Raw genomic sequence first — 24,164 nt, 5'->3', positions numbered from 1 at the left:
TTATATATTTTAAAACTTGGGGTAAAAATAGAATGGTGATAGGGATGTATAAATTTGAGGAATATATTAATAGTAATGTGTTAAATGCTACAAACATTGCTAAAATTATGACTAATAATATTTCTAGATATTTTGATAATGAAGAATTACTATATAATTTAAGACTTATAATTGCAGAGCTAATGGTAAATGGAGTAGAGCATGGTAATAAATGTGACTGCAATAAAAAAGTTTATCTTTGTGTGGAAATAGAAAAAAATAAAAAAATAGCAATACGGGTAAAAGATCAAGGCAATGGAATAGAGTGTGATTCAGAAAAATATACTTTAGATATAGATAAAACTTATGGTAGAGGGTTATTTATAGTAAAAAAACTTACAGATAAATTAATAATTAATAAAAATGAAATAGTAGCTGAGTTGTATTTATAAACAGCTTCTATTTTTTTTTGCCAATTAGTGTTATACTTTTAAAGTTGAATATTAAGGAAGTGAAATGATGTCATTAAAAAACAAGATAAGAAATGTTGCAATAATAGCCCATGTTGATCATGGAAAAACTACACTAGTAGATGGATTATTGAAATCTAGTGGTGTATTTAGAAAAAACCAAGATGTAAAAGACAGAGTAATGGATAGTAACGATATTGAAAGAGAAAGAGGAATAACTATTCTTTCAAAAAATACAGCTGTTAAGTATGAAGATTATAAGATAAATATAATAGATACTCCAGGACATGCTGATTTCGGTGGAGAAGTCGAGCGTGTTCTTATGATGGCAGATGGGGTAGTTTTAGTCGTAGATGCTTTTGAAGGACCAATGCCACAAACTAAGTTTGTGCTAAAGAAAGCTTTTGAATTAAATTTACCTGCAATAGTATGTATAAATAAGATAGATAGAAAAGAAGCAAGGCCTGAAGAAATAATAGATGAGATTTTAGATTTATTTATTCAATTAAATGCTGGAGAAGAATATTTGGACTCCCCATTTATATTTGCATCTGCAAGAGAAGGTTATGCTACGAAAAATTATAATGAAAAAACTAATGATATGTCTGTGTTGTTAGAAACTATAATAGACTATATACCAGAACCAAAAGGGGATATAAATAAGCCACTTAAACTATTAATATCTACAACAGATTATAGTGAATATGTAGGAAGAATAGGTATTGGTAAAATAGAGGCTGGTTCTATAAAAGAACATGATTTAGCATATATAGTTAACTATAATAATAAAGAAACGAACCAAAAAATAAACATAACTAATATATATGAGTTTGAAGGATTAGAAAGAATTCAAGTTAATGAATCTTCAGTAGGAAACATTGTAGCAGTTACAGGAGTTGAAGGAATAAGTATAGGAGATACTATTTGTTCACCAGAAGATGTAAGGGCACTACCTTTTGTAAAAATTTCAGAACCAACTCTAGCGATGAATTTTTTAGTTAATAATAGTCCATTTGCAGGTAGAGAAGGTAAATTTGTAACAAGTAGGCAAATAAGAAATAGGCTATTCAAAGAGCTGGAAACAGATGTAAGTTTAAGAGTTGAAGAAACAGGTAGCACTGATTCATTTAGAGTTAGTGGAAGAGGAGAGTTACATCTTTCTGTATTAATAGAAAACTTGAGAAGAGAAGGCTATGAATTCCAAGTCTCTAAACCAGAAGTTTTATTTAAAAAAGATGAAGATGGAAAAACATTAGAACCTATAGAGTCAATAACTATTGATGTAGATGAAGAGTTTGTTGGAACAATAATAGAAAAATTGGGTCAAAGAAAAGCTGAGCTAACAAATATGAAACCATCTCAAGGTGGATATACAAGACTGGAATTTGATATACCTACTAGAGGATTAATAGGATATGGTCAAGAATTTATTTCTGATACCAAAGGTAGTGGAGTAATGAATTCTGAATTTAAAGAATATGCACTATTAAGAGGAGATATACCTAGACGTAGTACAGGATCTTTGATTTCGTTTGAAACAGGACAAGCATCAGCATATGGATTAAATGCTGCACAAAGCAGAGGGATTCTATTTGTAGCTGCAGGTGAAGAAGTATACGAAGGAATGGTAATTGGATCTAACCCTAAAGGATTAGATCTTGAGGTAAATGTTTGTAAGAAAAAAGCACAAACAAATATTAGATCTAGCTCAGCAGATGAGGCTTTAAAATTATCACCTCCAAAACGTATGAGTTTAGAAGAACTTTTAGAATTTATTGAAGAAGATGAATTAGTAGAAATAACTCCAAAAAGCTTTAGACTTAGAAAGAAAATATTAAATGCAGATTTAAGGTATAAATCTAAAAAGAACAAAAAATAATTTTAATGGATCAAGTAAATCACTATAAAGTCCTTTACTTGATCCATTAACTTATTGGTAATCTTAATTAAGTACATTCGGACTTTAAATATTAAAAATACTTAATATTTTTTGTTGCTATTGCTTTACTTAGAAAAAGTTGTTATTATATTAATACAGGAAAGAATTTAAGGAGGCATAAAATGAAAACAGACGTACAGATAGCTCAAGAAGCCAAAATGGAACCAATTATAGAGATAGGCAAACGTTTAGGCATAAAGGAAGATGATTTATATTTATACGGAAATTACAAAGCTAAAGTAGATTTAACATTACTAGATAGATTAAAAGATAAAGAAGATGGTAAGTTGATCTTAGTTACAGCAATTAATCCAACTCCAGCAGGAGAAGGTAAAACTACTATGAATGTAGGTTTATCAATGGGGATTAATAAAATTGGCAAAACTGCAATTTCAGCTTTAAGAGAACCTTCTTTAGGACCTAGTTTTGGAGTTAAAGGTGGAGCAGCTGGTGGAGGATACGCACAAGTAGTTCCAATGGAAGATATAAATATGCATTTTACAGGAGATTTCCATGCTATAACTACAGCTAATAACTTAATATCAGCATTATTAGACAACCACTTGCAACAAGGAAATGAATTAAATATTGATCCTAGAAGAATATTGTGGAAGAGAGTTCTAGATATGAACGATAGAGCTTTAAGAAATATTGTAGTTGGGTTGGGTGGAAAACCTAATGGTGTTCCAAGAGAAGATGGATTTGATATTACAGTAGCTTCAGAAGTAATGGCAATTTTATGCTTAAGTACAAGTTTAGAAGATTTAAAGGAAAGAATTTCTAATATTTTAATTGCTTATACTTATGATGGAAAACCAGTTTATGCAAAAGATATAAAAGCAGAAGGTGCAGTAGCTTTAATAATGAAAGATGCTATTAACCCTAACTTAGTTCAAACTTTAGAAAATACTCCTGCTATTTTACATGGTGGACCTTTTGCAAATATTGCACATGGTTGTAACTCTGTAGTAGCTACAAAATTGGCTATGAAATTAGCAGATTATACTGTTACAGAAGCTGGATTTGGTGGTGATTTAGGAGCAGAAAAATTCTTCGATATTAAATGCCGTTTAGGAGGAATAACTCCAGATGCAACAGTAATAGTTGCAACAGTAAGAGCTTTAAAACATCACGGGGGAGTTGCTAAGGCAGACTTAGGAACAGAAAATCTAGAAGCATTAGCTAAAGGTTTTGAAAACTTAAAGAGACATATTAAAAATATGGGTAGCTTTGGAATTCCAGTTGTTGTTGCAATAAATAAATTCCCAACTGACACAGAAAAAGAAGTTGAATTATTAAAAGAATTGACTACAGAAGCGGGAACAGTAGCTGTTATTTGTGACGTTTGGGCAAAAGGTGGAGAAGGCGCTGTTGATTTAGCGAAAATTGTAGTAGATAAAGTAGAAAATAGCGAAAATAACTTCCATTATTTATATGATGATAGTAAATCTATAGAAGAAAAGATAGAAACAATTGTTAAAAATATATACGGTGGAGATGGCGTAGACTTCACATCAAAGGCTAAAAAGAAATTAAAAGAAATTTCAGATTTAGGTTTAGAAAATTATCCAGTATGTATGGCTAAAACTCAATATTCTTTCTCAGATGATCCTAAGTTATTAGGAGCACCAACAGGATTTACTGTTACAGTAAGAGATTTAAGAGTATCTAGAGGGGCAGGCTTTATTGTTGTTTTAACAGGTGATATAATGACTATGCCTGGACTTCCAAAAGTGCCAGCTGCAAATAACATAGATGTTTTACCAACTGGGGAAATTGTTGGTCTATTCTAGATAGGAGTGATACATTGACTAAAGAGTCAAGATTAAAAAGCAAACAGCTTGATGAGTTTTTTGATGCAGTATTAATGTTGAAGGATAAAGAAGACTGTTATAAATTCTTTGAAGATGTTTGTACTGTAAGGGAGCTTCATTCAATAACACAAAGGTTAGAAGTGGCTAAGCTATTAAAAATAAGAAAAACTTATAATGAAATTGAAAAAGAAACTGGAGCATCTACTGCGACTATAAGTAGAGTTAATAGAAATTTAAATTATGGAGCAGAAGGATATGAACTAGTTTTGGATGAATTAATAGCTAGAGATTTAAAGAGAAACAGAGAAAAGAAAAAATAAATAAAAAAAGAAGATTGATTATAACCAATCTTCTTTTTTTATTTATTTTAAATTTAGAAACAATAAAAAAGTTGATAGTAGAATATATTTGTGATAGAATATGTAGATGCAATATTAAAAGTGGATAATTATGTAGAAAAGTATAAGTTTTATATATTATTTTTTCTTTTTCGTTTTAGAGAGGTGGATTGCTTATGCATAAAGAACAGTACGGAAACACAGAGCGCGTTAGTTATTCTCGCATTCAGAAAGTTCTAGATCTTCCTAATTTAATAGCAGTGCAAAAGGATAGTTATGATTGGTTTTTAAAAGATGGACTTAGAGAAGTATTTGATGATATAAGTCCTATTTCTGATTATGCAGGTTCTTTGGTACTAGAATTTATTGACTATTATCTAGAAGATACTCCAAAATATTCTGAACAAGAGGCTAAAGACAGAGATGCTAATTTTTCTTGTCCTTTGAAAGTTAAGGTAAGATTAATTAACAGAGACACAGAAGAAGTTAAAGAGCAAGAGGTCTTTATGGGAGATTTCCCTAAAATGACTGAAAGTGGAACATTTATAATCAATGGAGCTGAAAGAGTAATAGTAAGTCAGCTAGTTCGTTCGCCAGGGGTATACTTTGGAGAAGAAATTGATAAATCTGGTAACAAATTATATTCTTCAACAGTAATTCCTAATAGAGGAGCTTGGTTAGAATATGATACAGATGCAAATGGAGTAATTAGTGTAAGGATTGATAGAACTAGAAAATTGCCAGTTACTACATTACTAAGAGCGCTAATATTCCCAACAGATGAAGAGATAATAGAAGCATTAGGGGATACAAAAGAATTAAGAGCAACGCTTGAAAAAGAAGTATCGAATACAAGAGAAGAAGCTTTACTTGAAATTTATAGGAAGTTAAAGCCAGGAGATCCTGCAGCAATAGAATCAGCGGAACCTTTAATTAATAACTTGTTTTTTGATAGTAGAAGATATGATTTAGCGAAAGTTGGTAGATATAAATTCAACAAAAAGCTATCACTTGTAGATAGAATAGTTGGAACTTATGCAGCATATGATGTTATAAATGAAGAAACTGGTGAAATACTAGTTTCTAAAGATGAGTATATAAACAATGAAACAGCAAAAAACATTGAAGATTCCGGAATTTATTATCTAGATGTAGTAAAAGACGAAAACACGATAAGAGTAATTAGTAATAGATTTGTTGATATAAATGCATTTGATATTGATTTTGATATATCTGACATGCGATTATCAGAAAAAGTTTATTATCCTAAAATGAAAGAAATTTTAGAAAATTATGAAGATGAAAAAGATATTAAAAATGCAATAAAAGAAAACTATCAAGAGTTATGCCCTATTCATATTACACCTCAAGATATATTAGCTAGTATATCTTATGAGTTTAATTTATTCTATGGAGTTGGAGAAGTAGACGATATAGATCATCTAGGAAATAGAAGAGTAAGGGCGGTAGGTGAACTTTTACAGAATCAATTTAGAATTGGACTTTCAAGAATGGAAAGAGTTGTAAGGGAAAGAATGTCAACTCAAGATCCAGATTTAGCTACACCTCAAGCTTTAATAAATATCAGACCAGTAGTAGCATCTATAAAAGAGTTTTTTGGATCAAGTCAGCTTTCTCAATTCATGGATCAAACAAATCCATTAGCTGAACTTACACATAAAAGAAGAATGTCAGCACTTGGACCAGGAGGTTTAAGTAGAGATAGAGCCGGAGCAGAAGTAAGGGATGTCCATGATTCACATTATGGCAGAATTTGTCCAATAGAAACTCCAGAAGGTCCAAATATTGGACTTATAACATCTATGACTACTTATGCTAGTATTAACGAGTATGGATTTTTACAAACTCCTTATAGAAAAGTAGAAAATGGAATAGTTACAGATAAAATAGACCTATTAACAGCAGACCAAGAAGATATTTTCATAATAGCTCAAGCTAATGAACCATTAGATGAAAATGGAGAATTTATAAACGAAAGAGTTCTTGGACGTGGGTATAACGGTGAAAATGATATTTATCCTAAAAAGAAAGTAGACTATATGGATGTAAGTCCTCAACAAATAGTTTCTGTAGGTACAGCTATGATACCTTTCTTGGAAAATGATGATGCTACACGTGCACTAATGGGATCAAACATGCAGAGACAAGCGGTTCCTTTACTAGAAACATCGGCGCCAATTATTGGTACTGGTATAGAGTATACTGCAGCAAAAGATTCTGGAGTAGTAGTTTTAAGTAAGACAGATGGGACAGTAACAAAAGTAGCAAGCAATGAAATTCAGATTACTAGAGATAGTGATAAAAGAGTAGAGAGATATAAAGTATTAAAATTCAAAAGATCTAATCAAGGTACAACTTTTAACCAAAGACCAATAGTAAAGGTCGGAGATAAAGTAAAAGTTGGAGATATTATAGCAGATGGTCCAAGTACTAAAGATGGTGAAATAGCTTTAGGTAAAAATATTTTAATAGCATTTATGACATGGGAAGGATATAACTTCGAAGATGCTATGCTATTAAATGAAAAACTTGTAATAGATGATCATTTAACATCACTTCATATTGAAGAACATGAAAGTGAAGCAAGAGAAACAAAATTAGGACCTGAAGAAATTACTAAGGATATTCCAAATGTAGGGGAAGATTTAAGAAAAGATCTTGATGACAGGGGAATTATTAGAATTGGTGCAGAAGTTACTAGTGGTGATATTTTAGTTGGTAAAGTTACTCCTAAAGGAGAAACTGAACTTTCTGCAGAAGAAAGACTTCTTAGGGCTATTTTTGGTGAAAAAGCGAGAGAAGTAAGAGATACTTCGCTTAGAGTTCCTCATGGTGAAACAGGAATAGTAGTAGATGTAAAAGTCTATACTAGAGCTAATGGAGATGAATTATCACCAGGGGTAAATCAAGTTGTAAGAGTTTACGTAGCTACTAAGAGGAAAATTCAGGTAGGAGATAAAATGTGTGGACGTCATGGTAACAAAGGGGTAGTTTCAAGGATTTTACCAGTTGAAGATATGCCTTATTTAGATGATGGTACACCAGTAGAAATAGTTTTAAATCCATTAGGAGTTCCATCAAGGATGAATCTAGGACAAGTATTAGAGGTTCACTTAGGATTGGCAGCTAAAAAATTGGGTTGGAAAGTTGCAACTCCAGTATTTGATGGAGCTAGCGATTTGGATATATTAGAAGCTCTTAAAGAAGCAGGATATCCAGAAAACGGAAAGATTAGGGTAAGAGATGGTCGTACAGGTGAACCATTTGATAATAAAGTTACAGTTGGTTATATGTATATGTTAAAACTTCACCATTTAGTAGATGAGAAAATACATGCTCGTTCAACTGGCCCATATTCTTTAGTCACTCAGCAACCACTAGGTGGAAAGGCTCAATTTGGAGGACAAAGATTTGGAGAGATGGAAGTTTGGGCTTTAGAAGCATATGGTGCAGCACATACATTACAAGAGATATTAACTGTTAAATCAGATGACATTGTAGGACGTGTTAAAACATATGAATCTATAGTAAAGGGAGAAAATATTCCTGAACCAGGTATACCAGAATCATTCAAAGTATTAATTAAAGAATTACAGTCACTTTCATTAGATGTTAAATTATTAAATGAAAAGAAGGACCAAGTATTTTTCAAAGAAAATGATGAAGAATCAGTTGATTTCCATAGTATAGAAAATGAATATACTAAAACAGAAGAAATAGTTAATGACTATGAAAGTGAAGGAAATAAAACAGATTCAGAACTTGGATTTACTGTAATTGAAAAAGATACAGAACTAGATAACTAATAATAACGAATTTATGTAATAGTAGTCATTATATTATGAAAGGAGAGACTCCTTGGAAGAATTAAATACTTTTGATTCAATGAAAATAGGATTGGCTTCTCCAGAAAAAATTAGACAATGGTCTTATGGTGAAGTGAAGAAGCCTGAAACAATAAATTATAGAACGTTAAAACCAGAAAAAGAAGGACTTTTCTGTGAAAAGATATTTGGCCCAACAAAAGACTGGGAATGTAACTGTGGTAAGTATAAAAGAATTAGATATAAAGGGATTATCTGTGAAAAATGTGGAGTTGAAGTAACAAAATCTAAAGTCCGTAGAGAAAGAATGGGACATATAGAATTAGCAGCACCAGTTTCACATATATGGTATTTCAAAGGAATTCCTTCAAGAATGGGATTGCTTTTAGATATGAGTCCAAGAGCATTGGAAAAAGTTTTATATTTTGCTAGTTATATTGTTATTGATCCAGGAAAAACAGATTTATATAAAAAACAGCTTCTTACAGAATATGAATACGGAGAAGCTTGTGAGAAATATACAGAAGGTGTTGACTTTGTAGCAGGAATGGGAGCAGAGGCAATAAAGGAATTATTGCTTTCTATCAATCTTGAAAAAGAATATGAAGAATTAAAAGAAGAACTTGGAACAGCTACAGGTCAAAAGAAAATTAGAATAGTTAGAAGGCTAGAAGTTATAGAGGCTTTTAGACAATCTGGAAATCAACCAGATTGGATGATATTGGATGTAGTACCTGTTATACCACCAGATATAAGACCTATGGTTCAACTTGAAGGTGGAAGATTTGCTACTTCTGACTTAAATGATTTGTATAGAAGAGTCATTAATAGAAATAATAGATTAAAAAGATTATTAGATATTGGTGCACCAGATATTATTGTCAGAAATGAAAAAAGAATGCTTCAAGAAGCAGTAGATGCTTTAATTGATAATGGTAGAAGGGGTAAACCAGTAACAGGACCAGGAAACAGACCACTTAAAAGTTTATCAGATATGCTTAAAGGAAAAACAGGTAGATTTAGACAAAACTTGCTTGGTAAAAGGGTAGATTATTCAGGTCGTTCAGTTATAGTGGTAGGACCTAACTTGAAATTTTATCAATGTGGATTACCTAAGAAAATGGCATTAGAGTTATTTAAGCCATTTGTAATGCGAGAACTTGTAGGACAAGGAATATCTCATAATATAAAGAATGCTAAAAAAATGGTTGAACGAGCAAATGATAAGGTATGGGAAGTTTTAGAAGAAGTTATAAAAGATCATCCAGTTTTATTGAATCGTGCTCCTACACTTCATAGATTGGGAATTCAAGCTTTTGAACCTATGCTAGTTGAAGGAAAGGCTATAAAATTACATCCGTTGGTATGTACAGCATATAATGCTGACTTTGATGGGGACCAAATGGCAGTACATTTACCTTTATCGGTAGAAGCTCAAGCAGAAGCAAGACTTTTGATGATGTCTACAAATAATATTTTAGCACCAAAAGATGGTAGACCTATAACAACGCCATCTCAAGATATGGTTCTTGGTGCATATTATTTAACATCTGATATAGATGAAAAGCCAGAACAAATAAAAATATTTAAAGATTATGATGAAATGACAAGAGCTTATGTAAATAAGGATGTGTCAATTCATACTAGAGTTAAAGTTAGAATAAAAACTTCTGAAGATGATAGGGGTAAACTAGTTGAGTCAACTGTAGGAAGATTTATTTTCAACGAAGGTATTCCTCAAGATCTAGGGTATGTAAATAGGGAAGAAGATAAATATTCATTAGAGATTGACAAATTAGTTGACAAGAAAACTTTAGGAGATATTATAGATGCATGCTTTAGAAAACATGGGAATATTGGGACAGCAAGACTATTAGATTACATTAAGTCTGTAGGATATAAGTATTCTACAATAGCTGCACTTACAATATCCATGGGTGACATAAATGTACCAGCTAAGAAAGAAGAAATTCTAGATAAAGCTGACAAAGAAGTTGCAAAATATGAGAGCTTATTGAGAAAAGGTCTTGTGTCTGAAGATGAAAGATATGAATTTGTAATAGATATTTGGAATAAGGCAACAGATGATGTTACAAAAGCATTACTTGAAGATTTAGATCCAACTAATAACTTGGCTATAATGGCTAATTCAGGAGCTAGGGGTTCCACAAATCAGATTAGACAGTTAGCTGGAATGAGGGGACTTATGAGTTCTGCAGCTGGTAGAACTATAGAAATTCCTATAAAATCAAACTTTAGGGTTGGATTATCTGTACAAGAATTCTTCATATCAACTCATGGATCTAGAAAGGGACTTTCTGATACAGCATTAAGAACAGCCGACTCAGGATATCTTACAAGAAGATTAGTAGACGTTTCACAAGATATAATAGTAAGACAAGATGATTGTGGAACAGATAGGTATATAGTTGCTAAAGATTTTACAGAAGGCAAAGAAGTTATAGAAGAAATGGCTTCTAGAATTATTGGTAGATATGCTTTTGAAGATATTCTAAATCTTGAAACTGGAGAACTTGTAGTTCAAAAGAATCAAATGATAACAGAAGAAATTGCTGATAAAATCAAGGAATTAGGAATTTCAGAAGTAAAAGTAAGGTCAGTATTAGGATGTAAGTCAGCTCATGGAGCCTGTGCTAAGTGCTATGGAAGAAACCTTGCTACTGGTAAGCCTGTAAATATTGGGGAAGCTATTGGTATAATTGCAGCACAATCAATAGGAGAACCAGGTACTCAACTTACAATGAGAACTTTCCACTCTGGAGGTATAGCTGGAGTAGGAATAACTCAAGGTCTTCCAAGGGTAGAAGAATTATTTGAAGCTAGAAAGCCAAAAGGACTTGCATATATTACTGAAATTGCAGGAACTGTTCAAGTAGTAGACAATAAAAAAAGACATGATATTTTAGTAACTAGTGATGATGGAGAAGAAAAAATCTATGCAATACCATATGGTGCTAGAATAAAAGTTAAAGATGGAGATAGAATTGAAAAGGGAGATTTGCTAACAGAAGGTTCAGTTAATCCTCATGATATTCTTCAAGTAAAAGGACCAGATGGAGTTCAGGATTATATAACTAAAGAAGTTCAAAAAGTATATAGGCTTCAAGGTGTTGACATCGATGATAAACATATTGAGATTATAATAAAACAAATGTTATCTAAAGTAAAAATTGAAGATGCCGGTGATTCTGATTTCTTAGAAGGTAGTATGGTAAATATAAGAGACTTTGAAATTGAAAATGAAAAACTTAATAGTGAAAACAAAAATCCAGCTGTTGGATATAGAACACTACTAGGTATTACTAAAGCTTCTTTAGCAACAGATTCATTCCTATCAGCAGCATCATTCCAAGAAACTACTAGAGTTTTAACGGATGCAGCAATAAAAGGGAAAGAAGATTATCTACTTGGCTTAAAAGAAAATGTAATCATAGGTAAATTAATTCCAGCGGGAACTGGTATTAAAAGATATGATAATATTGAAATAAACTATGAAGGAAAAGAAGTAGACGATTCTGAAGAAGTTATAGAAACTTTAGAAGAAATTTAACCAAAGCTGGGTGTATACCCAGCTTTTTTATTACGAGGTGTAAAATGAAAGAACTTAGAAAACAAATTAGAGAATCTTTTGAATCTTTAAAATCACAGTGCAAATTTGAAAAAGAAAAATTATTAGTAATAGGATGTAGTAGTAGTGAAGTAATGGGTTCTAAAATAGGAACAAATTCAAATTATGAAATAGGAGAAACTATTTCTAAAACATTAATAGAATTATGTGAAGAAAATAAATTATATATGGCGGCACAATGCTGTGAACATTTAAATAGGGCATTAGTAGTTGAAAGGAACGTTGCAGAAAAATTTAATTTTGAAATAGTTACAGTAGTACCAAAGCCAAAAGCTGGAGGTTCTTTTGCAACGGCTTCATATAGCTTATTTAAAGATCCTGTAGTAGTAGAATTTATAAAGGCAGATTATGGATTAGATATAGGTCTTACAATGATTGGTATGCATATGAAGCATGTTTGTATACCCCTTAGAATAAAACCAGATTATATAGGAGAAGCTAAAGTAACAGGTGCAAGGATTAGACCAAAATTAATAGGTGGAGAAAGAGCAGAATATAAATAAATCTTTAGAATTGTACCTAAAGATTTGTTATGGTATAGTATTCTAGTAAAGTGTAGGAGTACTTATGGATGAAAATATTATAGAAATTAAAAATTTAAAATACAATTATGATGCTGAAGATGAAGCAAATTCAATTAAAGCTTTAAAGGGAATAGATTTAAATATAAAAAAGGGAGAATTTATAGCAATATTAGGGCATAATGGTTGTGGTAAATCTACTTTAGCTAAACTCATAAATGCACAAATGATACCTTCTGAAGGCGATATAATTGTTAATGGTCTCAATACAAAAGATGAAAAAAACATATGGGAAATAAGAAAAACTTGCGGAATGGTTTTTCAAAATCCAGATAATCAACTTGTAGCTACTATAGTTGAAGAAGATGTAGCATTTGGACCTGAAAATTTAGGGGTTCCAATGCCAGAATTAAGAGAAAGAGTAGATAATGCATTAAAGACAGTAGATATGTATGAGTATAAAATGCATTCACCTGCTCTTCTTTCAGGTGGACAAAAACAAAGAATAGCAATAGCTGGAATTTTAGCGATGAACCCAGATTGTATATTATTAGATGAGCCAACAGCTATGTTAGATCCAAACGGTAGAAGTGAAATAGTAAGGACTATAAAAAAACTAAATGAAGAGGGAAAAACCATTATTCATATAACTCATTTTATGGAAGAGGCAGTTTTAGCCGATAGAGTATTTGTAATGAACGATGGACTTGTTGAGCTAGAAGGAACAGCTAAAGAAGTATTCTCTAAAGTAGAAAAGATGAAGAAATTAGGACTAGATGTACCACAAGTTACAGAACTAGCTTTTAAATTAAATCAGAGTGGCTTCAATATTGATAATGAAGTTTTAACGGTAAATGAGTTGGTGGATGAAGTATGGAAATAAAAATTGATAAAGTTTCTTATATATATAATGCAGATAATCCTTTCTCAAAAGTAGCTTTAGATAATGTATCAATAAATATTAAAAAAAATGAATTTATAGGAATAATAGGGCATACTGGAAGTGGAAAATCTACACTAGTTCAACATTTAAATGCATTAATGATTCCAACTAAAGGTAAAGTTTATGTAGATGATATTGATACATCAGAAAAAAGCAAAGATAAAATAGAAATAAGAAAAAAAGTAGGTCTAGTTTTTCAATATCCTGAATATCAGTTATTTGAAGAAACAGTATACAAGGATATAGCTTTTGGACCTACAAATATTGGATGTACAGAAGAAGAAACCGAAGAAAGAGTTAAATGGGCATGTGAGATAGTAGGATTAGACTTTGAGTATATAAAAAACAAGTCTCCATTTGAGCTTTCAGGAGGACAAAAAAGACGTGTTGCAATAGCGGGAGTTTTAGCTATGAAACCCGATTGTTTAGTTTTAGATGAACCAACAGCGGGGTTAGATCCCAGAGGAAGGGATGAGATACTGGATGAGATTAGAAGATTGTATGAACAGCATAATATGACAATTGTTTTAGTTTCACATAGTATGGAAGATGTAGCTAGACTAGTGAATAGAATTATAGTTATGGATAGTGGAAAAATATATATGGACGGAACTCCAAAAGAAATTTTTGCAAGACCTGATAAGTTAATAAAAGTAGGACTAGATGTACCTCAAGTTACAGAATTTATGCTTAAATTGAAAGAAAAAGGTGCAAATATTCCAACAGATGTCATAACTGTTGAAGAGGCTTACGGAATATTAAAAAATTATTTAAAGGAGAGTAAAGATGCTTAAAGATATAACAATAGGTCAATACTTTCCTGGAAATAGTATAATTCATAAACTAGATCCAAGAGTAAAGATTATGGCTGTTATTATTTATATTATAGCTATATTTATGATAAATAAAATACCAGTATATATTCCAGTTGCACTAGTAATTTTTTCTATATTAAAAATTACTAAAATACCAGTAAAATTTGTACTTAAGGGATTGAAGCCATTATATTTTATTATTATATTAACATTTATTATAAATACTTTTATGACAACAGGTGAAGTAATATACGAATTTTGGATATTTCATATAACAAAAGAAGGTTTAAAAACAGCCGTGTTTATGGCACTAAGGTTAGTGTTTTTGGTTTTGGGAACTTCATTACTAACTTTAACTACTAGCCCTATATCCTTAACAGATGGAATGGAGTCTATGATGACACCTCTATCAAAAATTGGGTTTCCCTCACATCAATTGGCAATGATGATGACTATAGCATTAAGGTTTATTCCTACTTTATTTGAAGAAGCAGATAAAATAATTAAATCTCAAACAGCTAGAGGAGCTGATTTTGAGTCAGGAAATATATTAAAAAGAGCTAAAAGTTTGGTTCCATTATTAGTACCGCTATTTATAAATGCCTTTAGAAGAGCTGATGAACTAGCGACAGCTATGGAAGCGAGATGTTATAAAGGTGGAGAAGGAAGAACAAGATTAAATGAATTGAAATATCAAAAAAGGGATTATGTTGGAATAATTTTGTTATTGATATTTTTAGCTGTAATAATAAGCACTAGGTATCTTATATGAAAAATATAAAACTGACATTAGAATATGATGGCAGTAATTATTATGGCTGGCAAAAACAAGATAATCTGATAACAATTGAAGGTCAGGTACAAAAAGCTATCAACTATCTTTTATCAGAAGATATAGATATAATTGCAGCAGGAAGGACAGATAGAGGGGTTCATGCATATGGGCAAGTAATAAATATAAGGGTAAAGAATAATGTTACCAATAAATCTCTATTGACAGGAATAAATCATTATTTAACTAAAGATCAAATTCAAGTAGTAAAAGTAGAAGAAGCAAGAGAGGATTTTCATTCTAGATTTTCGGCAAAAGGTAAAATGTACAAGTATATTTTAAATAATGAACAGTTCATGCATCCTGCTTTTAGAAATTATAAAGGACATATCCCTTACTATTTAGATTTAAATAAAATACTTGAATGTTCAAAATTATTTTTAGGAAGACATAATTTCACATCGTTTTCTAAAAATACTGAAAAAGTAAATCCTATTAGACAAATAGATAAGTTAGAAATACACAAAGAAGGAAATGATATAATATTTTATTTTGAAGCAGAGAGCTTTTTAAGGAACATGATAAGAATTATTATAGGTTCTTTAGTTGAAGTGGGAAGAGGCAAAAGGGATATAAACTGGATAAAAAATGCTTTTAAAGAAAAAAATAGGGTATTTGCAGGTCCAACTATAGCAGCAAGTGGATTATATCTAATGGAAATATATTATTAAGTTAAAGCATTGCTTTAACTTTTTTTTTTATATATTATATACTAGAGGAGATATATATATATGGATAAATATTTTGTTACTAAAGATGGTGTAAATTTAAGATATAAAGAAAATTATATAGAGAACCCTAAAGCAGTAATAGTAATAGTACACGGATTTGCAGAGCATATAGGTAGATACGATTATATAACAAAGATTCTAAATGAAAAAAAATATTCTGTTTTTAGATATGATGCTAGAGGACATGGACTTAGTTCGAGTAAACTTGGACATATGAAAAGTTATAAGGATATGATAGATGATCTTTTTGAAATTGTAGAATATGTAAAAGAAAGAAATAATGAAACTAAAATTTTTACATTAGGCCATAGTATGGGTGGAAATATAACTGCTAATTTCGGTATAAAATTCCCCAATATATTAAACGGACAATTATTTTCAGGAGCAGCTCTGGGATATATTAATGCTGCATCAGGATTAAAAAAACCACTTATGCGAATGCTTTCAAGACCATTTAAGAGGTTTTATATTCCAAATCTTGTAGATGATTATATATCATCAGATGAAAGAGTTGTCAAAGAATACAAAAATGATCCTTTAGTACTAAAAAAAGCAACAATAGGTTTTTTAAATCAATTTACAGTAAAAGCAACAGAAAATATATTTAAAAATATAAATAAGTACAGTTATCCTTGCTTTTTAGGGCATGGAGGAGATGATAAAATTGTATCTAAAGAAGCAAGCAAAAGATTCTATAACGATATATCTTCAGAGGATAAGTCATTAAAAATTTATACTGGATTATATCACGAAATTTTTAATGAAAAAAAGAAAGATACTGTAATAAAAAATTATATACAATGGCTTGATGAACGATGTTAAAGATATTTATAGGAATACTTTTGATATATTTAAATCCATTATATCTCATAGAAAAAGATAATATCAGGACAATTTTACTTAATATAGTAGGGATCTATCTTTTATATTCTGGAAGTAGAGGGTTATTTAATCATAAAAAGAGTTTTAAATATTTTTCTATAATAATTTTTATAACATTTAGTTTATTTTTATTTGAAATGTATATAGAATTATACAAAATAAAAATATTTGGAGATTTATTTCAATTTATAAATGAAATATTTTTATTAGTAATACCTATATTTATAATTAATATAGTATTAAAGTATATAAAAGAAATAGATATATATCTTAAGACAACACATAAATTAATAACTTTAAACTTATTAATTGGTATCATGTTATTTATATCAATAATGCTTCAATCTTTTGGAATAGAATTTAAATTTTTAATAATATTTTTAGTGAGTGTTTTTAAGCTATATAATTTAATAAACTTATATAAATTAACAGTTTATTATTCTCCATAAAATAAAGTATTTACACAATAAATACTTTATTTTTTATTTTGCTTAGTAAATAAATTAAAAATGTATATATCAATAAATTATGGTATACTGATATAAGTTATATATAAGGGGGATTGAAAAAATGTTTAGAATGAATTTTAAAAAATTCTTTTCATTTTCATTAGTTTTAGTATTTTTATCAGGATTATTTTTTAATATCCCAATAAGTAAGGCAGAAACTACAACAACAGAAGGAGTTTTTAGAGTCGGAATGGAAGTAAACTATGCACCATTTAATTGGACTCAGCCAAATGATGAAAATGATGCAATAGAGGTATCCAATAGCAAGGGAGAATTCGCTAATGGATATGACGTTCAAATGGCAAAAAAAATTGCTGATAAATTGGACTTGAAATTAGAAATTGTAAAAATAGAATGGGATGGTTTAATACCAGCACTTCAAAGTGGAAAGATAGATGCAATAATTGCAGGTATGTCTCCAACTGCACAAAGAAAAAAGGAAATTGATTTTACAGAAAATTATTATACATCTGACTTAGTAATAGTTGTAAAAAAAGAAGGTAATTATGCAGAAGCAGAATCAATACAAGATTTTAAAGGTGCTAAAATTACAGGTCAATTAAGTACATTTCATTATACCGTAATAGATCAAATAAAAGGTGTAAAAAAACAGAATGCAATGGATACTTTTTCTACTATGATACTTAATACCAAAACAGGTAAAGTAGATGGATATGTTTCAGAGAGACCAGGAGCATTATCAGCAACTGCTGCTAATACTGATTTAACTTTTGTTGAATTTGAAAAAGGTAAAGGATTCGAAACTAGTTCAGAAGATACTTCTATAGCCGTTGGGCTAAGGAAAAATAGTGAATTGACATCAAAAATAAATGGTGTATTATCAGGAATTTCTGAAGATGAAAGACTTGATATTATGGATAAAGCAGTTAAACTTCAAGATACAGTTGAAGAAGGAAAAGAGCCAGTAAAACTTAGTTTTTGGCAGCAGATGAAAAACATAGTAACAACTTATGGAACGTTATTTTTAAGCGGAGTTGGTAATACTATGATAATTGCCATATCTGCAACTTTAATAGGTTTTCTAATTGGATTATTAGTAGCAGTAGTTAGAAATATTCAAACAAACAAGAAAAAAAATGCATTTAAATATTATATAATGAAAGTAATAAATTTTTTATTAGCTTCTTATGTGGAAATTTTTAGGGGAACACCTATGATGGTACAAGCTATGCTAATATTTTATGGAATTCAGTATGCATTTAATATTAATACAGAGATACTTCCAACAGCTATATTGGTAGTGTCGGTAAATACTGGAGCATACTTGTCAGAGGTTGTTAGAGGTGGAATAAATTCTATAGACAATGGCCAGTACGAAGCATGCAAAGCAATAGGCATGTCTCATTCTCAATCTATGATAAGTGTAATATTACCTCAAGCTATTAAAAATATAATACCTTCAATAGGGAATGAATTTGTTATAAATATAAAAGATACATCAGTTTTAAATGTAATATCAGTTACTGAATTATTCTTTATGGGTAAATCTGTAGCAGGGACAACTAATTTATATTTCCAAACATATATAATAATAGCTATTGTTTATTTTGTGCTTACGTTTACAACTACTAGAATATTAAGATTGATTGAAAAGAAAATGTTTAATACAACAAGTTTTGTAATGGAATCAAGTACAGGAGGTGCTGTACATGGGAAATAATATTATAAAATTAAATAAATTACAAAAAAGTTTTGGAGATGTTGAAGTTTTAAAAGATATTACTATGACAATTTCTGAAGGAGAAGTTGTTTCTGTAATTGGTTCATCAGGATCAGGGAAATCTACAATGTTAAGGTGTATAAATCTATTGGAAGAACCTACTGGAGGGGATATACTATACCATGATAAATCTATTATGGATAGTTCCTTTAATGAAAACGAGTATAGAGCAAAAGTGGGAATGGTTTTTCAACAATTCAATTTATTTAATAATTTATCAATATTGGAAAACTGCATAGTAGGACAAGTAAAAGTATTAAAGAGAAACAGGGATGAAGCAGAAAAAATTGCAAGGGAATATTTATCAAAAGTAGGTATGGAAGGATATATCAATGCTAAGCCTTCACAAATATCTGGAGGACAGAAACAAAGAGTTGCTATAGCAAGAGCACTATCAATGAATCCAGAAGTATTATTATTTGATGAGCCAACCTCTGCGCTTGATCCAGAAATGGTTGGAGAAGTTTTAAATGTAATGGAAGATTTAGCTAAATCAGGAATAACTATGGTTGTAGTTACACATGAGATGGATTTTGCAAAAGATGTATCTACAAGAGTTTGTTTCATGGATAAAGGGGTAATTGCAGAGATAGGAACTCCTAAAGAAATTTTTGAAAATCCAAAAAATGAAAGAACTAAAGAATTTCTTACTAGATTTAGAAATAATTAGGAAGCGCAAAGCTTCTTTTTTATTTATGATAGTATCTAAAATTGTAGTAATAGAAATAAGAGATGATGAATATGATAGATAAATATATTATATTTGATTTGGATGGCACAATTATAGATTCTTTTGAAGGTATGAAAGAATCTATAAAATATTCCTTAAAACAAATTAAATTAGATATAGTAGATGAAAAAATAATAAATCAATTTATAGGATATCCATTAATAGACTCATACATGAAGTATTTCAAGGTAGATGAAAAAGTGGCTAATTATTTAGTGAGTTTTTATAGAGATTATTACAAAGAGCAAGGGGTATTAAATGCTAGAATTTATGAAGGCATTATTGATGTAATAAAAGAATTGAAAAAAATGGGATATAAAATTGCAATAGTTAGTTTAAAACCCAAAGTATTTGTTTATAGGATTTTGAAAAATCTGGGTATATTTGAAAATTTTGATAACATTGTAGGAATAGACTGGAATAACTATGAAGTAACTAAAATTGACTTAATGAACCAATTTATAGAACTTATTAAATTGGATTTAACTAATTCATATTTTATAGGGGATAGAAATTATGATATTTTAACAGGTCAAAGATTTGGAGTAAAAACTATAGGCGTTTCATATGGATATGGTACTATTGAAGAGTTAGAATCAGCTAGTCCTAATTATATAGTACATAGTCCTAGAGAAATTATAGAAATTGTAATTTAAATAAAGAAGGTATATATGGATAAAAAATATATTTTATTTGACTTAGATGGGACAATAGTAGATTCAGGAAAAGGAATAAAAAGCTCTATTAAGTATTCATTAAAAAAATTGGGAATAGAAGAAAATAGAGAAGAAATATTAAATGATTTTATAGGACCACCATTAATAGATTCATATATTAAACATTATAATTTTTCTGAAGAAGAAGCAGATGATATTATGCAAATTTATAGAGAATACTATAAAGATAATGGATTATATGAAAATTTCATCTATGAAGGTATAGAAGAGGTAATATGCGAATTAAAAGATAAAGGTAATGAAATTATTCTTGCCACATCTAAACCAGAAATTTTTGCTAGAAGAGTTTTAGAACAACATAAATTGACTAAATATTTTGACTTTATTTCAGGAGCAACTTTAGATCATAAAATATCTAAAAAAACAGATGTAATTAAGTATATTTTAGATAATTATAGAATTGAAATAGAAAAAGCATATATGATTGGTGATACAAAATATGATATTTTAGGTGGAAAATCATTTGGACTAAAGACAGTAGGTGTTACCTATGGTTATGGTAGCAAAAAAGAACTTGAGATATCCAGAGCAGATTATATAGTAGAGGATACATATCAAATATTTGAGATTTTAAAGAATATTTAATATGTATAATTAACATTTGAAAAGTGTAGCATAGTTTGAAACTTGTTAATAAATATTATATATGCTATAATTATTCATAATTTAATATAGTGATGATAGGAAGTAGTATATAACTATTCAAGCATAGAGAGTTTGTGGTTGGTGTAAACAAATATTGAATACTATAGAATCCGTCCTTGAGCTAAGGCCAATTAAGTGACGATATTTTATCGTAAGTAGGGTGGCAACGCGGGTATAACTCGTCCCTTTTTGAGGGATGAGTTTTTTGTTTTTTTATTATACCTTGTTAAGTAAAAGGTGTTTTATGAACTTAATAAAATACAAAATAGTTGAGGTAAAACTTAATAAAAACATATAAGGAGGAATTATGCTAGATATAAAGAGACTTAGAAATGACAAAGAAGGGGTACTGAAAGCTTTAGAAAAAAGACATGGAAACTTTCCGATTCAAGAACTTTTAGATACTGATAATAAGAGAAGAGAAATAATTCAAGAAGTTGAAAATATGAAAGCTGAGCAAAATAAGATTTCAAAACAAGTTCCAATGTTGAAAAAAGAGGGAAAAGATACAACAGAAATATTTGCTCAAATGAAAGAGCTTTCTAATAAAGTAAAAAAATTAGATGAAGGAGTTAAAGAATTAGACGAAAAAATTTACAATTACTTATCAAGTATTCCTAATACACCTTCAGAAGAAGTACCAGATGGTGAAGACGATACAGAAAATATTGAAATTAGAAAATGGGGTGAGCCTAGAAAATTTGATTTTGAGCTAAGAGCACACTGGGATTTAGGTGTAGACTTAGATATTTTAGATTTTGAAAGAGCTACTAAAATTGCAGGTTCAAGATTTTCAGTATTCAAAGGTCAAGGAGCAAGACTTGAAAGATCTATAATTAACTTTATGTTAGACTTACACACGATAGAGCAAACATATGAAGAAGTATGGGTACCAGTTATGATGAATAGAAACAGTATGTTTGGTACAGGTCAACTTCCGAAATTTGAGGACGATATGTTTTATGTTCCAGCTAAAGATTTGTTTTTAGCACCAACAGCAGAGGTTCCAGTAACAAATTTATTTAGTGGGGAAATTTTAGATGTAGAAAAATTACCGATTCATTATACTGCTTATTCACCATGTTTTAGAGCGGAGGCAGGTTCTGCAGGAAGAGATACAAGAGGATTAATAAGAAATCATCAATTTGATAAAGTTGAATTAGTTAAGTTTACAACTCAAGAGGAAAGTTTTAACGAATTAGAAAAATTAACTAAAGATGCAGAAGAAGTTTTACAGAAATTGAATATACCTTATAGGGTGGTTATGCTGTGCTCAGGAGATTTAGGATTTAGCTCAACAAAAACTTATGATATAGAAGTTTGGATGCCTAGCTATAATAGATATGTTGAAATATCTTCATGTAGTAATTTTATGGACTTTCAAGCAAGAAGAGCAAATATTAAATATAGAGATGAAAATGGAAAAGTTAAATTTGCTCATACATTAAATGGTTCAGGATTAGCAGTAGGAAGAACATTTGCAGCAATATTAGAAAATTATCAAAATGAAGATGGAACAATAACTATACCTGAAGTGTTAAAGCCATACATGAATGGATTAGGAAAAATAACAAAGTAAAGGAAATAGACATCGTACGATGTCTATTTTTTACATATTAAAGAATTAAACATATTATTTGTCAAAAGTTTACAATATGGTAACAATGTTCAATATTTACTTTCTTTATTGTATAATGATAAGGAGGTGTTGAAATGAAGAAAATTAAGCATATACTAGCATTTATATTACTTTTTATATTTACATATCCAAATATAGCATTAGCTTCAATGGATAATTTTGAAGATAAAACAAAAGGTTATATGATTGGTGAAGTCACAACAGACACTATCATAAATTCATATAATGAGGAAGAAGTACTTCCTATTGCAAGCATTACAAAAGTAATGACATATATAATTGTAAAAGAAGCTTTAGATAAAGGAACTATAAAACTTACAGATACAGTACCTGTAACAGATGATATTCAGGCTGTGGATGGTTCATCATTATTATTAGAGGTTGGAGAAGTTCCAACAGTAGATGAATTAATAAAAGGATTAATAGTAATTTCTGGAAATGATGCAGCTTATGCTTTGGCAAAGAAGATATCTGGTTCAGAAGAAAAATTTGTAGAATTAATGAATAACAAAGCAAAGGAAATAGGACTTACTACAGCTAAGTTTGTTAATTCTCATGGACTGCCAGACAGTATAACTAAAGAAGAAAATACAATGTCGGTAAAAGATGTATACACAATGTCTAAATATGCTATAGAAAAACATCCAGAAATATTAAAGCTTTCTTCTACTATATCACTAGATTTTCCAAACCTAGAATTTAAAAGAGAAAGTACAATACCTTTTATAAAAACAATACCTGGAGTAGATGGTTTAAAAACAGGGACAACTGATGAAGCTGGCTTTTGTTTAGTATCAACATTTAAACCTATAAAAAATGAAAAAATAAAGGATTTTAGATTTATTTCAGTAGTAATGGGAGCAGAAACAAAGGAAATAAGAGAAGAAGTAACAGAAAATATTATAAATTACACCAGCTCAAATTATAACTATGCAGAAATAGTAAAGGAAGATGAACTTTACGATATAGTGAAATTAAATAAGGTATCAAATGGTAAGATAGAAACTTACCCTTCCGAAAAACTAGAATTATTGTATGATGAGAGTGAAGGAATAAAAGTAAATAAAAATATAAAAAAAGATATAGAATTACCTTTAAAAAAGGGAGATTCTATAGGAGCATTGTCAATTAAAGCAAATAATGGTAAAGTATATAATGTTGATTTAATTGTAAAAGAAGATTATGAAGCAGCTTCTTTTGGGACTAGAGTAAAAAGATTTGTTTCGAATATTTTTGATACATCAGCAACACTGTTAGGATTTTAAATTTTGCCCCCATAATTAAGTTGGATATAATACTCCCCTCCTAAGGGAGATTCACTGGTTCGAGTCCGGTTGGGGGTGCCAGAAGCAACAAGTCTAATTTAGACTTGTTGCTTTTTTATAATATAAATTGATAGAGGTGT

At 29.9% G+C, this 24,164-nt stretch carries 18 protein-coding genes, 1 tRNA gene and 1 other annotated feature; all 19 genes read left to right on the top strand.

Annotated features, from left to right (window positions below; translation table 11 throughout):
• The first annotated feature begins 44 nt into the window (after positions 1-44).
• The 19 genes from CS899_RS04985 (at position 45) to CS899_RS04890 (ending at position 24,105) form a co-directional block, all read left to right on the top strand.
• Entirely contained in the window at positions 45-431 is a 387-nt protein-coding gene (locus tag CS899_RS04985; protein ID WP_164995854.1) for an ATP-binding protein, read from the top strand.
• 64 nt (positions 432-495) lie between these two features.
• Positions 496-2,328 carry a translational GTPase TypA gene (typA, locus tag CS899_RS04980; protein ID WP_100065067.1) on the top strand — a complete coding sequence of 611 codons (1,833 nt, stop codon included), beginning with the start codon at positions 496-498 and terminating at the stop codon, positions 2,326-2,328.
• A 182-nt stretch (positions 2,329-2,510) separates the two neighbouring features.
• Entirely contained in the window at positions 2,511-4,181 is a 1,671-nt protein-coding gene (locus CS899_RS04975) for a formate--tetrahydrofolate ligase (protein ID WP_100065066.1), read from the top strand.
• A 14-nt stretch (positions 4,182-4,195) separates the two neighbouring features.
• Positions 4,196-4,522, top strand: a complete 327-nt coding sequence (locus tag CS899_RS04970; protein WP_100065065.1) for a YerC/YecD family TrpR-related protein — start codon at positions 4,196-4,198, stop codon at positions 4,520-4,522.
• 194 nt (positions 4,523-4,716) lie between these two features.
• The gene (gene rpoB, locus CS899_RS04965; protein WP_100065064.1) at positions 4,717-8,367 is read left to right on the top strand and encodes a DNA-directed RNA polymerase subunit beta; all 3,651 of its coding nucleotides are present in this window, start codon (positions 4,717-4,719) and stop codon (positions 8,365-8,367) included.
• Between the two features lie 52 nt (positions 8,368-8,419).
• The gene (gene rpoC / locus CS899_RS04960) at positions 8,420-11,956 is read left to right on the top strand and encodes a DNA-directed RNA polymerase subunit beta' (protein ID WP_100065063.1); all 3,537 of its coding nucleotides are present in this window, start codon (positions 8,420-8,422) and stop codon (positions 11,954-11,956) included.
• Positions 11,957-12,000: 44 nt separating this feature from the next.
• The gene (locus CS899_RS04955; protein ID WP_100065062.1) at positions 12,001-12,537 is read left to right on the top strand and encodes a TIGR01440 family protein; all 537 of its coding nucleotides are present in this window, start codon (positions 12,001-12,003) and stop codon (positions 12,535-12,537) included.
• A 64-nt stretch (positions 12,538-12,601) separates the two neighbouring features.
• A complete protein-coding gene (locus tag CS899_RS04950; RefSeq protein WP_100065061.1) occupies positions 12,602-13,438 on the top strand; it encodes an energy-coupling factor transporter ATPase in 837 nt (278 codons plus the stop codon).
• Entirely contained in the window at positions 13,429-14,292 is an 864-nt protein-coding gene (locus CS899_RS04945; protein ID WP_100065060.1) for an energy-coupling factor transporter ATPase, read from the top strand. Before CS899_RS04950 ends, CS899_RS04945 begins: the two co-directional genes overlap by 10 nt.
• Positions 14,285-15,085, top strand: coding sequence for an energy-coupling factor transporter transmembrane component T family protein (locus CS899_RS04940; RefSeq protein WP_100065059.1), 801 nt, complete (start codon positions 14,285-14,287; stop codon positions 15,083-15,085). The genes CS899_RS04945 and CS899_RS04940 overlap by 8 nt, the downstream gene beginning before the upstream one ends.
• Complete coding sequence (gene truA, locus CS899_RS04935; protein WP_100065058.1) at positions 15,082-15,816, top strand: tRNA pseudouridine(38-40) synthase TruA; 735 nt, start codon at positions 15,082-15,084, stop codon at positions 15,814-15,816. The genes CS899_RS04940 and truA overlap by 4 nt, the downstream gene beginning before the upstream one ends.
• A 60-nt stretch (positions 15,817-15,876) precedes the next feature.
• Positions 15,877-16,698, top strand: coding sequence for an alpha/beta hydrolase (locus CS899_RS04930; RefSeq protein ID WP_100065057.1), 822 nt, complete (start codon positions 15,877-15,879; stop codon positions 16,696-16,698).
• Between the two features lie 630 nt (positions 16,699-17,328).
• Entirely contained in the window at positions 17,329-18,948 is a 1,620-nt protein-coding gene (locus CS899_RS04920; RefSeq protein ID WP_242491870.1) for an ABC transporter permease subunit, read from the top strand.
• Positions 18,938-19,678 (top strand): amino acid ABC transporter ATP-binding protein, encoded by a 741-nt coding sequence (locus CS899_RS04915; RefSeq protein WP_100065055.1) that lies wholly within the window; start codon positions 18,938-18,940, stop codon positions 19,676-19,678. Before CS899_RS04920 ends, CS899_RS04915 begins: the two co-directional genes overlap by 11 nt.
• Before the next feature lie 71 nt (positions 19,679-19,749).
• Positions 19,750-20,394 (top strand): HAD hydrolase-like protein, encoded by a 645-nt coding sequence (locus tag CS899_RS04910; protein ID WP_164995853.1) that lies wholly within the window; start codon positions 19,750-19,752, stop codon positions 20,392-20,394.
• A 15-nt stretch (positions 20,395-20,409) separates the two neighbouring features.
• Positions 20,410-21,060, top strand: coding sequence for an HAD hydrolase-like protein (locus tag CS899_RS04905; protein ID WP_100065053.1), 651 nt, complete (start codon positions 20,410-20,412; stop codon positions 21,058-21,060).
• Between the two features lie 83 nt (positions 21,061-21,143).
• Positions 21,144-21,310 (top strand) — a binding site (T-box leader).
• A gap of 117 nt (positions 21,311-21,427) precedes the next feature.
• A complete protein-coding gene (gene serS, locus CS899_RS04900; protein ID WP_100065052.1) occupies positions 21,428-22,699 on the top strand; it encodes a serine--tRNA ligase in 1,272 nt (423 codons plus the stop codon).
• Positions 22,700-22,833: 134 nt separating this feature from the next.
• A complete protein-coding gene (locus tag CS899_RS04895; RefSeq protein WP_100065051.1) occupies positions 22,834-24,024 on the top strand; it encodes a D-alanyl-D-alanine carboxypeptidase family protein in 1,191 nt (396 codons plus the stop codon).
• Positions 24,025-24,029: 5 nt separating this feature from the next.
• A tRNA-Arg gene (locus CS899_RS04890) sits at positions 24,030-24,105 on the top strand.
• The last annotated feature ends 59 nt before the right edge of the window (positions 24,106-24,164 follow it).

This window comes from Miniphocaeibacter massiliensis (assembly GCF_900232905.1).
Classification (GTDB): domain Bacteria; phylum Bacillota; class Clostridia; order Tissierellales; family Peptoniphilaceae; genus Miniphocaeibacter; species Miniphocaeibacter massiliensis.
The sequence above is the reverse complement of the archived record's forward strand: the minus strand, read 5'-3'. Positions and strand labels throughout refer to the sequence as shown.

What these genes read in the sequence shown, in the direction of transcription:
- CS899_RS04985 (WP_164995854.1), top strand. Translation starts at nt 45, where the DNA reads ATGTATAAATTTGAGGAATATATTAATAGTAATGTGTTAAATGCTACA.
- typA (WP_100065067.1), top strand. Translation starts at nt 496, where the DNA reads ATGATGTCATTAAAAAACAAGATAAGAAATGTTGCAATAATAGCCCAT.
- CS899_RS04975 (WP_100065066.1), top strand. Translation starts at nt 2,511, where the DNA reads ATGAAAACAGACGTACAGATAGCTCAAGAAGCCAAAATGGAACCAATT.
- rpoB (WP_100065064.1), top strand. Translation starts at nt 4,717, where the DNA reads ATGCATAAAGAACAGTACGGAAACACAGAGCGCGTTAGTTATTCTCGC.
- CS899_RS04955 (WP_100065062.1), top strand. Translation starts at nt 12,001, where the DNA reads ATGAAAGAACTTAGAAAACAAATTAGAGAATCTTTTGAATCTTTAAAA.
- CS899_RS04950 (WP_100065061.1), top strand. Translation starts at nt 12,602, where the DNA reads ATGGATGAAAATATTATAGAAATTAAAAATTTAAAATACAATTATGAT.
- CS899_RS04945 (WP_100065060.1), top strand. Translation starts at nt 13,429, where the DNA reads ATGGAAATAAAAATTGATAAAGTTTCTTATATATATAATGCAGATAAT.
- CS899_RS04940 (WP_100065059.1), top strand. Translation starts at nt 14,285, where the DNA reads ATGCTTAAAGATATAACAATAGGTCAATACTTTCCTGGAAATAGTATA.
- truA (WP_100065058.1), top strand. Translation starts at nt 15,082, where the DNA reads ATGAAAAATATAAAACTGACATTAGAATATGATGGCAGTAATTATTAT.
- CS899_RS04930 (WP_100065057.1), top strand. Translation starts at nt 15,877, where the DNA reads ATGGATAAATATTTTGTTACTAAAGATGGTGTAAATTTAAGATATAAA.
- CS899_RS04920 (WP_242491870.1), top strand. Translation starts at nt 17,329, where the DNA reads ATGTTTAGAATGAATTTTAAAAAATTCTTTTCATTTTCATTAGTTTTA.
- CS899_RS04915 (WP_100065055.1), top strand. Translation starts at nt 18,938, where the DNA reads ATGGGAAATAATATTATAAAATTAAATAAATTACAAAAAAGTTTTGGA.
- CS899_RS04910 (WP_164995853.1), top strand. Translation starts at nt 19,750, where the DNA reads ATGATAGATAAATATATTATATTTGATTTGGATGGCACAATTATAGAT.
- CS899_RS04905 (WP_100065053.1), top strand. Translation starts at nt 20,410, where the DNA reads ATGGATAAAAAATATATTTTATTTGACTTAGATGGGACAATAGTAGAT.
- serS (WP_100065052.1), top strand. Translation starts at nt 21,428, where the DNA reads ATGCTAGATATAAAGAGACTTAGAAATGACAAAGAAGGGGTACTGAAA.
- CS899_RS04895 (WP_100065051.1), top strand. Translation starts at nt 22,834, where the DNA reads ATGAAGAAAATTAAGCATATACTAGCATTTATATTACTTTTTATATTT.